Source organism: Pseudomonas sp. B611 (genome assembly GCF_055407965.1).
On the sequence record NZ_JBUZST010000001.1, the window covers coordinates 144,866 to 159,989 of the forward strand.

General features: G+C 61.1%; 14 protein-coding genes. 5 read left to right on the forward strand and 9 right to left on the reverse strand.

The features are described from left to right. Positions 1–115: 115 nt before the first annotated feature. A complete protein-coding gene (locus ACZRMO_RS00745) occupies positions 116–2,401 on the reverse strand; it encodes a TonB-dependent receptor (RefSeq protein WP_463971584.1) in 2,286 nt (761 codons plus the stop codon). A gap of 205 nt (positions 2,402–2,606) precedes the next feature. On the opposite strand from ACZRMO_RS00745, the gene ACZRMO_RS00750 reads away from it, so the two are divergent. Beyond that, complete coding sequence (locus tag ACZRMO_RS00750) at positions 2,607–3,287, forward strand: Fe2+-dependent dioxygenase (protein WP_463971585.1); 681 nt, start codon at positions 2,607–2,609, stop codon at positions 3,285–3,287. Between the two features lies 1 nt (position 3,288). Further along, entirely contained in the window at positions 3,289–4,035 is a 747-nt protein-coding gene (locus tag ACZRMO_RS00755; protein WP_463971586.1) for a tetratricopeptide repeat protein, read from the forward strand. A gap of 120 nt (positions 4,036–4,155) precedes the next feature. Here ACZRMO_RS00755 and ACZRMO_RS00760 read toward each other — a convergent pair whose 3' ends face one another. From ACZRMO_RS00760 to ACZRMO_RS00780, 5 genes are all read right to left on the reverse strand, one after another. Next, the gene (locus tag ACZRMO_RS00760; protein ID WP_010213203.1) at positions 4,156–5,319 is read right to left on the reverse strand and encodes a type III PLP-dependent enzyme; all 1,164 of its coding nucleotides are present in this window, start codon (positions 5,317–5,319) and stop codon (positions 4,156–4,158) included. A 490-nt stretch (positions 5,320–5,809) separates the two neighbouring features. Beyond that, entirely contained in the window at positions 5,810–6,967 is a 1,158-nt protein-coding gene (locus ACZRMO_RS00765) for an osmoprotectant ABC transporter ATP-binding protein OsmV (protein ID WP_124527506.1), read from the reverse strand. Continuing rightward, positions 6,964–7,617, reverse strand: coding sequence for an ABC transporter permease (locus ACZRMO_RS00770; protein WP_124527505.1), 654 nt, complete (start codon positions 7,615–7,617; stop codon positions 6,964–6,966). The genes ACZRMO_RS00765 and ACZRMO_RS00770 overlap by 4 nt, the downstream gene beginning before the upstream one ends. A gap of 11 nt (positions 7,618–7,628) precedes the next feature. Further along, entirely contained in the window at positions 7,629–8,525 is an 897-nt protein-coding gene (locus ACZRMO_RS00775; RefSeq protein WP_463971587.1) for a glycine betaine ABC transporter substrate-binding protein, read from the reverse strand. A 20-nt stretch (positions 8,526–8,545) separates the two neighbouring features. Next, positions 8,546–9,262: an ABC transporter permease gene (locus ACZRMO_RS00780; RefSeq protein WP_463971588.1), complete on the reverse strand. Its 717-nt coding sequence runs from the start codon at positions 9,260–9,262 to the stop codon at positions 8,546–8,548. Between the two features lie 331 nt (positions 9,263–9,593). Between ACZRMO_RS00780 and ACZRMO_RS00785 the strand changes: the two genes are divergently transcribed. The 3 genes from ACZRMO_RS00785 to ACZRMO_RS00795 all read left to right on the forward strand — a co-directional run bounded on the left by ACZRMO_RS00785 (position 9,594) and on the right by ACZRMO_RS00795 (position 12,025). After that, positions 9,594–11,177, forward strand: a complete 1,584-nt coding sequence (locus ACZRMO_RS00785; RefSeq protein ID WP_124527502.1) for a peptide chain release factor 3 — start codon at positions 9,594–9,596, stop codon at positions 11,175–11,177. A 259-nt stretch (positions 11,178–11,436) separates the two neighbouring features. Beyond that, positions 11,437–11,682, forward strand: a complete 246-nt coding sequence (locus ACZRMO_RS00790) for a hypothetical protein (protein ID WP_448184134.1) — start codon at positions 11,437–11,439, stop codon at positions 11,680–11,682. Positions 11,683–11,779: 97 nt separating this feature from the next. Beyond that, on the forward strand, positions 11,780–12,025 hold the full coding sequence (locus tag ACZRMO_RS00795) for a hypothetical protein (protein WP_463971589.1): 246 nt from the start codon (positions 11,780–11,782) through the stop codon (positions 12,023–12,025). A 227-nt stretch (positions 12,026–12,252) separates the two neighbouring features. Here the strand turns inward: ACZRMO_RS00795 and ACZRMO_RS00800 are convergent, their stop codons facing one another. Genes ACZRMO_RS00800 through ACZRMO_RS00810 form a run of 3 tightly spaced genes read right to left on the reverse strand, consistent with a single transcriptional unit; the run spans position 12,253 to position 15,114 of the window. Further along, positions 12,253–13,224, reverse strand: coding sequence for a peptide ABC transporter ATP-binding protein (locus ACZRMO_RS00800; RefSeq protein ID WP_017138288.1), 972 nt, complete (start codon positions 13,222–13,224; stop codon positions 12,253–12,255). Next, a complete protein-coding gene (locus ACZRMO_RS00805) occupies positions 13,224–14,192 on the reverse strand; it encodes an ABC transporter ATP-binding protein (RefSeq protein WP_017739469.1) in 969 nt (322 codons plus the stop codon). Before ACZRMO_RS00805 ends, ACZRMO_RS00800 begins: the two co-directional genes overlap by 1 nt. A gap of 10 nt (positions 14,193–14,202) precedes the next feature. Next, positions 14,203–15,114, reverse strand: a complete 912-nt coding sequence (locus tag ACZRMO_RS00810; protein WP_026137147.1) for an ABC transporter permease subunit — start codon at positions 15,112–15,114, stop codon at positions 14,203–14,205. Positions 15,115–15,124: the final 10 nt, after the last annotated feature.

The window sequence follows — 15,124 nt, forward strand, 5'->3', positions numbered from 1 at the left end:
CTGGTTGTAAATGCACGGCGCGCATTATGCCGTGGGTTATCGAGAAATATTCTGTTTAACACGCAAAAGCCCCACGCATCCGATGCGTGGGGCTTTGGCCGTTTGCTGCCCGCTTTTAGAAGTGGAAGCTGGTGGACAGCAACGCCGTGCGACCCGCCGCCTGGTTGGCGAAGTGTGTCGAGAAGGCTTTGTCGTAGTACAGCTTGTCCGTCAGGTTTTGTACGTTCAATTGTAGGTCGACGTTCTTTGTCAGCTTGTAACTGGCCATGGCGTCGTAGCGGGTGTAGGACGGTACATACACGGTGTTGCCCGCATCGCCATAAACCTGGTCGACGTAGAACGCGCCACCACCGATGGTGAGCTTGGAAGTGACGTCGTAGGTGGTCCACAGGCTGAAAGTGTTCTTCGGCGTGTTGGGCATTTGATTGCCTTTGCTCGAACCCGAGCTGACCACACCGTTGCGGCCGTTCAGGCCGGATTTGACCAATTCGCTGTCAAGGTAGCTGTAGCCGGCGAACACCTGCCATTGCTCGGTGATCTTGCCGCTGGCGGACAATTCCACGCCGTCGACTTGGGACTCACCGGCGTTCTGGTAGGTCAGAGCGTCGACCAGGATGCGCGTGTTCTTCTTCTCGGTACGGAACACCGCAGCGGTCAGGGACAGGCGATCGTGGAACAGGTCCCACTTGGTGCCCAGCTCGTAGTTGACGGTTTCTTCCGGCTGCAAGTCGCTGCTGGCGGCACCGGCAGACAATGGGTTGCCGTCCGACCCTTCACCGACCAGACCACCGGCAGGCGTCGCCGATGTGGCATAGGACGCATAGATGCTGGCGTTTTCCACCGGCTTCCAGACCAGGCCGGCTTGCCAATTGAAGAATTGGCTGTCTTCTTTGATTTTGCTGCGGCCTGTCGCGGAGTCGGTGTTGGCAACGGTGTCGAAGGTGTCGTAGCGCAGGCCGACGTTCAGCAACCATTTCGGGTCCAGCTCAATGGTGTCGAACACATAGGCGCCACGGCTGGTGGCTTTGGTACTGGTGCCGTAGTAGTTGCGCGCGATGCTGCCGCTCCAGGCGTCATCCGGGTTCGGATTGCTCAGGGAGGTGCACTGGCCGCCCAGGCTGCCTTTGCCCACGGTGCAGATCGGGTTGGTGTTGGGACTGATGGTGTAGTTGCTCACGCGGGTTTCTTCGCCGGTGAACTCCAGGCCCGTGGAGTAGCTGTGTTTGAAGCCCAGGGCCTGGAAGCTGCCGAACAGGTCGGTCTGGTTGGTGGTGGTGGTTGTGGTCGAGACCCGGCTGTTGGCGCGACGCCATACGGTGCCGTACTTGTTGACGTTGAGCTTGCTGTCGTCCGGTTGCGTCAGGATGTAATCCTGACCGGTGCTGCCATGGCGCAGGGTGTTTTTCAGCGTCATGGTGTCGTTCAGGTCGTGCTCGACAGAGATCGTGCTGATGTCGGCGCGGGTCTTGCGGAAGTCGCGATCCTTGAGACCGTAGAAGTTATCGCTGTCGCCGCCGTCGTTGGGTTTGTCATGCACGTGGGCCGTCGCGGTAGACGAGCCATAGCCGTACGGAATGCCCGAGTCCGGCAGGTCGTTGCTTTCCATGTGGTAGTAGCTGAGGTTGACGCGGGTCGGGGTGCCCAGGCCAAAGGTCAGCGACGGGGCCACGCCCCAACGGTCGTAATTGACGGCATCACGGCCGGCGACATTTTGTTCGTGGCTCATCAGGTTCAGGCGGAACGCGGCGCTGTCGTCGAGGAACTGGCGGTTCACGTCGAGTGTGTAGCGGCGGGTCTGGTCGGAACCGTAGGTGAAGCCGCCGTTGGTGAAGTCCCGCGCTTGTGGGGTCTTGCTCACCAGGTTGAGGCTGCCACCGGCCGAACCGCGACCGCCGAAGGACGAGTTCGGGCCTTTGCTGACTTCGATCGACTCGATGTCGAAGATCTCGCGGCTCTGGCCGCCGGTGTCGCGTACGCCATCGAGGTAGGTGTCGCCCTGGGCGTCAAAACCCCGGATGAACGGACGGTCGCCCTGTGGGTTGCCGCCTTCGCCGGCGCCGAAGGTGATCCCCGGCACGGTGCGCAAGGCATCTTGCAGCGAGGTCGCGGCGGTGTCCTTGAGGACTTGTTGCGGCACCACGGTGACCGAGCGCGGGGTATCTACCAGCGGCGCTGTGTACTTCTGCGAGGAGGCCTTTTCGACCTGGTAGGAGGTCTGGTCCTGTTCCTGGCCGGTGATGCTGGTGGCGCCCAGGGAAATGCTGTTGCGCTCGCCTTTTTGTTCAGTGTCGTCGGCCGCTTGCGCCAGGTGGGCAGCAGAGCCGGCGGTCAGGGCGACGCCGATGGCCGAAGCCAGCAGGCGTGGTGAACTGGCAGGTGTTTTTATTGAAGTGCGCGACATGACGTGTCCTTTCCCCAAGGATGTGAGGCGGCGGAATATAGGGCGAACACGACTTTCTATCAATTGCGATACATTGCTAATTGCATTGAATTTACATTCTTTACACTTTTTGCTTACGGTTTTTACGATGTCATCCGTCCACGGCGTTTTACAGGATTGATAAGAATCAATACCATTGGCGCCTCTCTGCATTCAGGTATCGCCCATGTTGCTGCACATTCCCGGCCTGTTCTCTCGTGAGGAAGTGCAGCGCATCCGCCAAGCCCTGGAAACCACCGACTGGGCCGACGGCAAAATCACCGCCGGGCACCAGTCCGCCAAAGCCAAGCACAACCTGCAATTGCCCGAAGGCCACCCGTTGGCCAAGGAAATCGGCGCGGCGATGCTGGAGCGGCTGTGGAAAAACCCGCTGTTTATGTCAGCGGCGTTACCGCACAAGGTCTTCCCGCCGTTGTTCAACTGCTACACCAGTGGCGGCAGTTTCGACTTCCATATCGACAACGCGGTGCGCCAGGCCCGGGGCAGCATTGAGCGGGTGCGCACGGACTTGTCGTCCACCTTGTTCTTCAGCGACCCGGAGGAATACGACGGCGGCGAACTGGAGATCCAGGACACCTTCGGCTTGCAACGGGTCAAGTTGCCGGCTGGCGACATGGTGCTGTACCCCGGCTCCAGCCTGCACAAAGTCAACGCCGTGACCCGTGGCGCGCGCTACGCCTCGTTCTTCTGGACCCAAAGCCTGGTGCGCGAAGACAGCCAGCGCACCCTGCTGTTCGAAATGGACGGCGCGATCCAGCAACTGACCGCCGATGTGCCCGACCATCCGGCACTGATCCAGCTCACCGGCACGTACCACAACCTGTTGCGCCGCTGGGTCGAGGTCTGACATGGGCTTCCTGCTGCGCCGCGAAGAAGTGCTCAACGTCGAGCAACTGCAAGCCATGCTCGACGACTCCCCGGTGCGCGCCGCCCAGGCGATCCTGATGGCGGCGAAAGAAGGCGTGGTGGATGCCCAGGCGCTGCTCGGGCAAATCCTCCTGGAAGGTCGTGGCATTGCGCGGGATGAAGCGCTGGGTTTGCGCTGGTTCCAGATCGCGGCCCAGGGCGGGCACTTGATGGCGCGCAATATGGCCGGGCGGTGTCTGGAGCATGGTTGGGGCTGTAGCGCCGATGAGGTTGCTGCGGCGAAGGCGTATCGCTTGGCGGCCGAGGCTGGGTTGGATTGGGCGCAGTACAACTACGCCAATCTGCTGGCGACTGGGCGTGGTGTTGCCGAAGACCAATCGCAAGCGCTGACTTTGTATCGCCGGGCAGCCGAGCAAGGTCATGCCAAGTCGATGAACCTGCTGGGGCGTTATCTGGAAGACGGGCGGTTCTGTGCGCAGGATCTGGACACAGCTGTGGATTGGTATCGTCGTTCGGCCGAAGGCGGGGATTTTCGCGGGCAGTTCAGTTATGCGGCGGTGCTGGCGGACAGAGGCCAGGTTGATGTGGCGTTGGAGTGGTTGCGCAAGGCGTTGGCGGGGGGGAATTTGAAGTTTTTGCGCACGGCGCAAAAGGCGCTGGCCGCGGCGAATGATCCGCAGATTCGGGCGATGGCTGAGGCGTACCAACAACGGGTCGCTGAGCTTTGATCGTTCCCACGCTCTGCGTGGGAATGCTTTTCTGGACGCTCTGCGTCCGCTCCTGGAAGCGTGACGCGGAGCGTCACAAGATGCATTCCCACGCGGAGCGTGGGAACGATCGGGCGGGGGTCAGACGTAGAAGGATTTCAGTGGCGGAAAGCCATTGAACTCAACCGCGCTGTAGCTGGTGGTGTACGCACCGGTGGACAACCAGTACAACCGATCACCAATCGCCAGGTTCAGCGGCAGGCCGTACTTGTAGTTTTCGTACATGATATCGGCGCTGTCGCAGGTAGGACCGGCGATGACCACTTCTTCCATCTCGCCTTTCTTCTCGGTCCAGATCGGGAACTTGATGGCTTCGTCCATGGTTTCGATCAGGCCGGAGAATTTGCCCACATCCGTGTACACCCAACGCTCGACGGCGGTGCGGGATTTACGCGCAACCAGTACCACTTCGCTGACCAGGATACCGGCGTTGGCGATCAGCGAACGGCCCGGCTCCAGGATGATTTCCGGCAGGTCGTCGCCGAAGTCTTCCTTGAGGAAACGGATGATTTCTTCCGCGTAGGTTTCCAGGCTGTTGGTGCGGGTGATGTAGTTGGCCGGGAAGCCGCCGCCCATGTTGATCAGCTTCAGGTGGATGCCGTCTTCTTCTTTCAGTCGCTCGAAGATCACTTTGACCTTGGCAATGGCCGCGTCCCACACGCTGATGTCGCGCTGTTGCGAGCCGACGTGGAACGAGATGCCGTACGGCACCAGGCCCAAGTCGCGGGCGAGGATCAGCAGGTCCATGGCCATGTCGGTCTGGCAGCCGAATTTGCGCGACAAAGGCCAGTCAGCCGTGGTCGAGCCTTCGGTGAGGATACGCACATACACTTTCGAACCCGGGGCGGCCTTGGCGATGTTGCGCAGGTCGGCTTCGGAGTCGGTGGAGAACAGGCGCACGCCCTTCTCGTAGAAGTAGCGGATGTCCTTGGATTTCTTGATGGTGTTGCCGTAGCTGATACGGTCGGCGCTGACGCCGCGGTCCATGACCTTGTCCAGCTCGTAGATCGAGGCGATGTCGAAGCTCGAGCCTTTCTCTTTGAGCAGGTCGATGATCTCGACGGCCGGGTTGGCCTTGACGGCGTAGTACACCTTGGCGAATTCGAAACCGGCGCGCAGGTCGTCGTAGGCCTGGCTGATCATCGCGGTGTCGATCACCACGAACGGGGTTTCTTGCTTGTCGGCGAACGCCTTCATTTTGTCAAAAGTGGCGCGCGCGAAATAGTCTTCGACGTTGATCGACATGCTGGGAACTCCTAAGGGCAAACTAGATTGATCAATGGGTGCAAATGAACGTCCTCCGTATCCCCACTTTGGTTCGCCTACTTCCCAAGGCATGTCGCCGAAAGCAAAAAGGCCACGGGAATAACCGCTTCCCTTGGCCTTGCTGTCTCGTCGTCAGTACTTGAGCCGGATGGATCGTTTCCAGCATGGACGTTCGGCGCGAACTTTAGGGCGTGAGGGGCTTGAGATCAACTAAAAATGTCGCGTTTTTGCACGCGTTCGTCGCGAGGACCCGTGCAGCTACTTATGTAACCGACAGGTGTGACGGAATGATGTTCCCCGGATGGGGCAAATTGAGGTGTTTCAGACACAATGGAGATCCAATGTGGGAGCGGGCTTGCTCGCGAAAGCGGCGTGTCAGTCGATAGATGGTTGACTGATACACCGCCTTCGCGAGCAAGCCCGCTCCCACACAAGCCCGCTCCCACAGTTTTAACCGCAGGGTGTCAGATCAAGCCAACGCAGTTTCGGCAGGCGAAACGATGCTGGTCTTGCCCCCCCGGGACTTGCCGGAACTCAGGTACTCGGCAATCGACTCCTGGGTCACCTCCCCAAGGAACACCCGCTCCGCATCCATCACCGGCAACCACGAGCGGTTGAACTCGTACATGCGCGACAGCAGGATGCGCAAATGCTCGTCATACGCCGCCGTGGCGTTGAACTCGCGCAGGTACTGGCCGCAGGTACCGGTCTGACGGTGCAGGTCGCGACGTCGTACATAACCCAGCGCCTTGTTCTCGGCACAGGTGACCACTACATAGCGGCGGTCATGTTCGTCCATCAGTTCCAGCGCGTCGGCCACCGGGGTTTCCGGGCTGACCGATGGCGCGTTGTCCGCCGCGTCTTCGGCCTTCACCAGCAGCAGGCGCTTGAGGGTGCTGTCCTGGCCCACGAAGTTGCTGACGAACTCGTCGGCCGGGTGCGCCAGCAGCGTGTCCGGGTGGTCGATCTGCAGCAGCTTGCCGGCACGGAAGATCGCGATCTTGTCGCCCAGCTTGATGGCTTCGTCGATGTCGTGGCTGACCATGATCACGGTCTTGTTCAGCGCGCGCTGCATCTCGAAGAACTCGTTCTGGATCATCTCGCGGTTGATCGGGTCGACCGCGCCGAACGGCTCATCCATCAACAGCAACGGCGCGTCGGCCGCCAGCGCGCGGATCACGCCGATCCGCTGTTGCTGACCACCGGACAATTCACGCGGGTAGCGATGCAGATATTGCTTGGGCTCCAGCTTGATCATGCTCATCAATTCGCGGGCGCGGTCGTGGCATTTCTGCTTGTCCCAGCCGAGCAGTTTCGGCACGACCACGATGTTTTCCTCGATGGTCATGTTGGGGAACAGGCCGATCTGCTGGATCACATAACCGATGTTGCGGCGCAGGGTCACGGCGTCGAGGTCGGTGGTGTCTTCGCCGTTGATCAGGATCTTGCCCGAGGTCGGCTTGATCAGGCGGTTGATCATCTTCAGCGTGGTGCTCTTGCCGCAGCCCGAGGGGCCGAGGAATACGCAAATTTCGCCTTCGTTGACGGTCAGGCTTACATCGTTCACGGCGGTGACAGTCTTGCCGTTGCTTTGGAAGGTCTTGGACAGGTTTTGAAGTTCGATCATTTGAGCAATCCTTTTGGAGTCAGCGAGCGTTGCAGCCATTGCAAGAGCAGGTCGGCGAAGATGGCCAGGAGACTGACCAGCACGGCGCCAACGATCAGCATCGACATGTCGCTGCGGCTGATGGAAGCCAGAATAAGTACACCCAGGCCACCGGCGCCGATGGTGGCGGCGATGGTCATCACGCCGATGTTCATCACCACGGCGGTGCGCACGCCGGCGAGGATCACCGGCACGGCGATGGGCAACTCGACCATGCGCAGGCGCTGGCCGAAGGTCATGCCGATGCCGCGCGCGGCTTCGCGAATGCCCGGTTCGACGCCGGTCAGGGCCAGGTAGGTGTTACGCATGATCGGCAGCAGGGAGTAGAGGAACACGGCGGTGATCGCCGGCATCGGCCCCAGGCCCTGGCCGAATTTGGAGTAGAACGGCAAGAGCAGGCCGAACAGGGCGATGGATGGCACGGTCAGCAGCACCGTGGCGCTGGCTTGCAGCGGGCCGGCCAGGCTCGGGAAGCGCGTCATCAGGATACCCAGGGGCACGCCGATGAAGATCGCGAGGATCACGGCGATACCCACCAAGGTGATGTGCTGCCAGGTCAGGTGCAGGACTTGGGCCCAATCAAGATGGGAAAAGGCGTTCAGGAATTCCATGTCTTCTCCTCTTATTGATTGATCGGATGTTGGCGCAGGAAATCTGCGGCAACTGCGGATGGGCTTTCATGGTCAACGTCGACCCGTGCGTTCAACTGGCGCATGGTTTCGTCGTCGAACAGATCGGCCAATGGCTTGAGGTCAGCGGCCAGTTCCGGGTGGGCGTCGAGATACGACTGACGCACCACGGGCGCGGCGGTGTAGTCCGGGAAGTAGTGTTTGTCGTCTGCCAGCAGCTTCAATTTGAAGGCGTTGAGGCGACCGTCGGTGGTGTAGACCAAGCCCGCAAACACCTGGCCATTACGCAGCGCGGTGTAGACCAGGCCGGCGTCCATCTGCCGGGTGTTCTTGCGGGTCAGGTTCATGTCGTACAGCTTGACCATGCCAGCCAGGCCGTCGGAGCGGTTGGCGAACTCGGTGTCCAGGGCCACCAGGCGATGGGCTTGGGCATCGTCCGCCACGGCTTGGGTCAGGTCGCTGATGCTGTTGATCTCGGGATGCTCGGCAGCCACTTTTTCCGGCAGTGCCAGGGCGTAGGTGTTGCTGAAGCGCGAAGGGGAGAGCCAGACCAGGCCTTTTTTCGCGTCGAGTTCTTTCACTCGGGCGTAGGACTGTTCGCTGTCGAGCTTCTCGTCCACATGGTTGTAGGCCACCAGCGACACGCCGGTGTATTCCCAGATCAGGTCCAGTTGCCCGCTTTCCTGGGCACTGCGCGCCAGGTTGCTGCCCAGGCCACCGGTCACGCGGGTGTCGTAACCCTTGGTGCGCAGGTATTGGGAGGTGATTTCGGCGAGCAGGGTCTGTTCGGTGAACACCCGGGCGCCGATGCGGATTACTGGTTTTTCAGCGGCTTGCGCAATGCCTGCGAACAGCAGGACGCAGCCTAATATCAAGCTAAGTTTTTTCATGTCGATTCCTTTGCCAAGCCTTAAGACGCGCGCAACCCGCGTTCCAGCCAGAGGCGGCTGGCCAGGGTCACCAGACCGTCAAGCAGCAATGCCAGCAACGCGGTACACGCGGCACCGAGCAGCAATTGCGGCTGGTTGTTCAGGGCGATGCCGGGGAAGATCAGGCTGCCCAGGCTGTTGGCGCCAATCAGGAACGCCAGCGGTGCGGTGCCGACGTTGATCGCCAGGGCCACGCGCACGCCACCGATGATGATCGGCACGGCGTTGGGCAATTCCACCCGCAGCAGGACCTGGCGCGGCGTCATGCCGATGCCGGTGGCGGCTTCTTTCAGGGAGCCCTGGACGTTTTTCAGGCCTTCGTAGGTGTTGCGCACGATGGGCAGGAGGGAGGCGAGGAACAGCGCGAAGATCGCCGGGCCGCTGCCGATGCCGAGCACGCCGAGGGCGATGGCCAGTACGGCCAGGGGAGGGACGGTGTTGCCGATGTTGAAGATCTGCATGAAGCGTTCTGCGCGCCCGACCATGTGCGGTCGGCTGAGCAGGATACCGGCGGGGATGCCCACAACAAGGGCGGCCAGCATGGAGACTAGAACGAGGATCAGGTGTGCTTGCAGGTAAAACAACAAATCGTCGCGGTACAGTTCGATCGTGTTGATGCCGATCCAGTGGATCAGCAGGGCCAGAAGGGCGACGACAACCGCACCTCCTATCAGCCCTTTGCCATAGCGAATAGCCACAGGCGGACTCCTTTTTTCTTTTGTCGGCGAACACATTTCCGAGCGGCAATGCCATTCCTGGCTGTCGGCGAATGAGTTCGCGAAAAGCAGCTTGGTCTCGTCGGTAAGACGACGGGAGATCAAGCCATGAGCGCAGCCTCGTCAGGCTAACTTGCTGATTTATCAGCCCCTGTTCCGAGTGCGGTAGCAGGGGAGTGGACGTCTCGACCTTTTAAAAGGTTCCATACTTGGCAGCATTTAGCCACCCCTAATCGGGTGAACGGTGGTCCGGCGCCCGGGGTTTGCGCTATACTCGCCGCCCTTTTTTGACTCACCTGCCAGGCGATTTCCCATGACCCACCAGGCCGCCGAAGTCGCGAAACGCCGCACTTTCGCCATTATTTCCCACCCCGATGCCGGTAAAACCACCATCACCGAGAAACTCTTGCTGATGGGCAAGGCAATCGCTGTGGCCGGCACGGTGAAATCCCGCAAATCCGACCGCCATGCCACCTCCGACTGGATGGAAATGGAAAAACAACGGGGTATTTCCATTACCACGTCGGTCATGCAGTTCCCGTATCGCGACCACATGGTCAACCTGCTCGACACCCCGGGCCACGAAGACTTCTCCGAAGATACCTACCGCACCCTGACCGCGGTCGACTCGGCGCTGATGGTCCTCGACGGCGGTAAAGGCGTCGAGCCACGCACCATCGCCCTGATGGACGTGTGCCGTCTGCGTGACACGCCGATCGTCAGCTTCATCAACAAACTCGACCGCGACATCCGCGACCCGATCGAGCTGTTGGATGAAATCGAAGCCGTCCTGAAGATCAAGGCCGCGCCGATCACCTGGCCGATTGGTTGCTACCGCGACTTCAAGGGCGTGTACCACCTGGCTGACGACTACATCATTGTCTACACCGCTGGCCACGGTCACGAACGCACCGAAACCAAGATCATCGAGAAACTCGATTCGGACGAAGCCCGCGCCCACCTGGGTGACGAGTACGACCGCTTTGTCGAGCAGCTGGAACTGGTGCAGGGCGCCTGCCATGAATTCAACCAGCAGGAGTTCCTCGACGGCCAACTGACCCCGGTGTTCTTCGGTACTGCGTTGGGTAACTTCGGTGTCGACCACGTACTCGACGCCGTTGTGGATTGGGCGCCGAAGCCTCTGGCCCGCGTGGCCAATGAGCGCACCGTGGAGCCTGTGGAAGAGAAATTCACCGGTTTCGTGTTCAAGATCCAGGCGAACATGGACCCGAAACACCGCGACCGTATCGCCTTCATGCGTATCTGCTCCGGCAAATACGAAAAAGGCATGAAGATGCGCCACGTGCGCACCGGCAAGGACGTGCGCATCGGCGACGCCCTGACGTTCTTCTCCTCCGAGCGTGAACAGCTGGAAGAGGCCTACGCCGGCGACATCATCGGCCTGCACAACCACGGCACCATCCAGATCGGTGACACCTTCACCGAAGGCGAAGCGCTGGGCTTCACCGGTATCCCGCACTTCGCCCCGGAACTGTTCCGCCGCGTACGCCTGCGTGACCCGCTGAAATCCAAGCAACTGCGCCAGGGCCTGCAGCAACTCGCGGAAGAGGGCGCCACCCAGGTGTTCTTCCCGGAGCGCAGCAACGACATCATCCTCGGCGCCGTCGGTGTGCTGCAGTTCGATGTGGTGGCCAGCCGCTTGAAAGAGGAATACAAGGTTGAATGCTCCTACGAGCCAATCACCGTGTACTCCGCGCGCTGGATCGATTGCAGCGATAAGAAGAAGTTGGAAGAGTTCTCCAACAAGGCTGTGGAAAACCTCGCGGTGGACGGCGGTGGTCACTTGACCTACCTGGCCCCGACCCGGGTGAACCTGGCGTTGATGGAAGAACGCTGGCCGGATGTGAAATTCCGCGCGACCCGCGAGCACCACTAAGGGCTGAGCGGTATCGAGAAGGGTGAAGCTGTGATGGCTTCACCCTTTTTCATGCCCGACACAACACTAACTGTGGGAATGGGCTTGTGTGGGAGCGGGCTTGCTCGCGAATGCGGTGGATCATCCAGCAGATGCTGTGAATGACACTCCGCATTCGCGAGCAAGCCCGCTCCCACATTTTGGTCTTCATCAGCCTTGGGATTGGCGAGAACCCTATATCGGGTCTAGTTTTTACCCACCGACCGTAAAGGAGACCGCTGTGTTTAGTATTCAACGCGTTATCCATCTGGTTCTACTCGCCGGCCTGGCGCTACCCGCCGCCCCCGCCCTGGCCGGCGCCGGCACACCCCAGTGGAAAGACACCGGCCCGGTCACCAAGCGCAAGCAACAGGAGGTCAACTCCGGCAGTTGGCAGCCCCAGGCCCAGCCCGCGCCCAAGGAAGACGCCGAAAACCCCTACAACGAAGGGGAAGACAGCGAAACCTACGACGACGGCGACACCTGAAGGGCGAGTGGCGCAAACCCTGGATCGGAACTAGCTTGATGGTGAGCACCGGCCGAACGCCGGGGCACGTAGTTCACTGACTGGACGGAAACCGACGATGACTATCTTTCAACGTTTAGTGCTGCTGCTGAAAGTGTTGGTGCTGTTAACGCTGGGTACCACCACCGCATGGGCCAATAGCGCCGTGCAAAGCCAGGCGCCTGGGTTTGTGGCGGCGAAGAGCTTGCTTCTGGCCAAGAGCGAATCAGAAGCCGGTGACAAAGACCAAGGCGGCTCCGCGGATGACGACGACCAGCAAGCCCCACCGGAAGACGATGACAGCGAAGGTGACAGCGATACTTGAGTCGAGGCGAAAAAAAGCCCCACCTGCCGGACTGATGCGCAATCCGACGGGTGGGGCGGTAGAACTCTTGTAATGCCTTGGGCCTGATCACCCAGGGCGATCGTTCCCACGCTCTGCGTGGGAATGTCTCCAGTGACGCTCAGCGTCACCATTCTTGAGCCTTGCGCCGAACGGCGGGGCGCAGAGCGCCCCAAGCGGCATTCCCACGCAGAGCGTGGGAACGATCCTTACGCCACAAACTGCTCCGCGTAGTGGCAAGCCACCTGGCGGTTATCCAGGGCGCGCAACTGCGGCTCCTCGCTGCTGCACCGTGCTGTCGCATACGGGCAGCGCTTGTGGAAAGCGCAGCCGGGCGGCGGGTTCAGCGGGTTGGGCAGCTCGCCGACGATCTTGATCTTCGGCTTGTTCGGGTCCGGGTGGATGGTCGGGGTGGCCGACAGCAGCGCCTGGGTATACGGGTGCAGCGGGCGCGCGTAGATGTCTTCCTTGGGACCGACTTCCACCGGGCGGCCGAGGTACATGACCATCACGTCATCGGCGACGTGTTGCACCACCGCGAGGTTGTGGGAAATGAACACGTAGGCGGTGTTGAATTCCTGCTGCAAATCCATGAACAGGTTGAGCACCTGGGCCTGGATCGATACGTCGAGTGCCGAGGTCGGCTCATCTGCCACCAGCACTTTCGGTTGCAGCATCATCGCCCGGGCCAACGCGATGCGCTGGCGCTGGCCACCGGAGAACATGTGCGGGTAGCGCTGATAATGCTCGGGGCGCAGGCCCACTTGCTTCATCATCGCCTGCACTTTCTCGCGGCGTTCGGCGGCGGACAGGTTGGTGTTGATCAACAGCGGCTCGCCGAGTTGATCGCCGACTTTCTGCCGAGGGTTCAACGACGCGTACGGGCTCTGGAACACCATCTGCACGTCTTTGCGCAATTGCTTGCGCTGGGCCTTGTCGGCGCCGGCGACTTCCTGGCCGGCGATTTTCAAGGAGCCCGAAGACGGCTCTTCAATCAGCGTGAGTGCACGGGCCAGGGTGGATTTGCCGCAGCCCGACTCGCCGACCACGGCGAGGGTCTTGCCGGCTTCCAGCTCGAAGGACACGCCATTGAGTGCACGCACCAGCGCATGGCCCTTGAACAGGCCACGGGACACTTCGTAGTGACGGGTAAGGTCGCGGGCGGTAAGAACGACGGCCATTACGCCACCTCCTGGTTCAAGGGGTAGAAGCAGCGCGCGAGGCTGTTGGTTTTTGGATCAAGCCCCGGACGCTGGGCACGGCAGGATTCCTGCACATACGGGCAACGTGGCGACAGCAGGCAACCCTGCGGGCGGTCATAACGACCGGGAACGATACCCGGCAGCGTGGCCAGGCGCGTGGCGCCCAGGCTGTGCTCGGGGATCGCCTTGAGCAGCGCTTCGCTGTACGGATGCGCCGGGATATCGAACAACTGCGGCACCTGGCCGACTTCTACCGCTTGGCCGGCGTACATCACGCACACACGCTGGGCGGTTTCAGCCACGACTGCGAGGTCGTGAGTGATCAGCACCAGGCCCATGTTCTGCTCTTTCTGCAGGGCCAGCAGCAGCTCCATGATCTGCGCCTGAATCGTTACGTCCAGTGCAGTGGTCGGCTCATCGGCGATCAGCAGTTTCGGCTCGCCGGCAATTGCCATGGCGATTGCCACGCGCTGGCTCATACCGCCGGACAGTTGGTGCGGGTAGGCATCCATGCGGCTGGCAGCGCCGGGGATTTCGACCTTTTCCAACAGTTCGATGGCGCGTTTGCGCGCTTGCTTGCCGGACATTTTCAGGTGCAGGCGCAGCACTTCTTCAATCTGGAAACCCACGGTGTAGCTGGGGTTCAGCGCGGTCATCGGGTCCTGGAACACCATCGCCAGGTCTTTGCCGACGATCTGGCGGCGCTGGCGGTTGCTCAGCTTGAGCATGTCCTTGCCGTCGAAGTTCAGGGCGTCGGCGGTGACGATGCCGGGGTGCTCGATCAGGCCCATCAGCGCCATCATGGTCACGGATTTACCCGAGCCCGACTCGCCAACGATCGCCAGTACTTCGCCTTTGTCGACGGAGATGTCGAGGCCATCGACCACCGGTACGGCGGTCTTGTCGCCGAAGCGGACGTTGAGATTCTTGATTTCTAACAGTGACATGGGAATCTCCTCAGGCGGCGTTCTTGAGTTTCGGGTCCAGCGCATCGCGCAGGCCGTCACCCATCAAGTTGATTGCCAGCACGCTGAGCAAAATGGTCAAACCAGGCAAGCTCACCACCCACCAGGCGCGTTCGATGTAGTCACGGGCCGAAGCCAGCATGGTGCCCCACTCCGGGGTTGGCGGTTGTACGCCAAGGCCGAGGAAGCCCAGGGCGGCCGCGTCGAGGATCGCCGACGAGAAGCTCAGGGTGGCCTGCACGATCAGCGGCGCCATGCAGTTGGGCAGCACGGTGATGAACATCAGGCGTGGCAGGCCGGCGCCGGCGAGGCGGGCGGCGGTCACGTAGTCACGGTTCAGTTCGCCCATCACGGCGGCACGGGTCAGGCGCACATAGGACGGCAGCGAGACGATGGCGATGGCGATCACGGTGTTGATCAGGCCAGGGCCGAGGATCGCGACAATGGCTACGGCCAGCAGCAGCGACGGCAGGGCCAGCATGATGTCCATCAGGCGCATGATGGTTGGGCCAAGCAAGCGCGGGAAGAACCCGGCGAACAGGCCCAGCAGGATGCCCGGGATCAGCGACATCACCACCGATGACAAACCGATCAGCAACGACAGGCGCGAGCCCTGGATCAGGCGCGAGAGCAGGTCACGGCCCAGTTCGTCGGTGCCCAGCAGGAACTGGATCTGCCCACCTTCCAGCCAGGCTGGCGGTGTCAGCAGGAAGTCGCGGTATTGCTCGCTGGGGTTATGCGGCGCCACCCAAGGGGCGAACAGCGCGCAGAACACGATCAGCAGCATGAAGGCCAGGCCGGCAACCGCGCCTTTGTTCTTGGAAAAGGCTTGCCAGAATTCTTTGTACGGGGACGGGTACAGCAGGCTTTGATCGACTGCTGACACGGGAGTTGGTGTGGTCATGGTCATAATC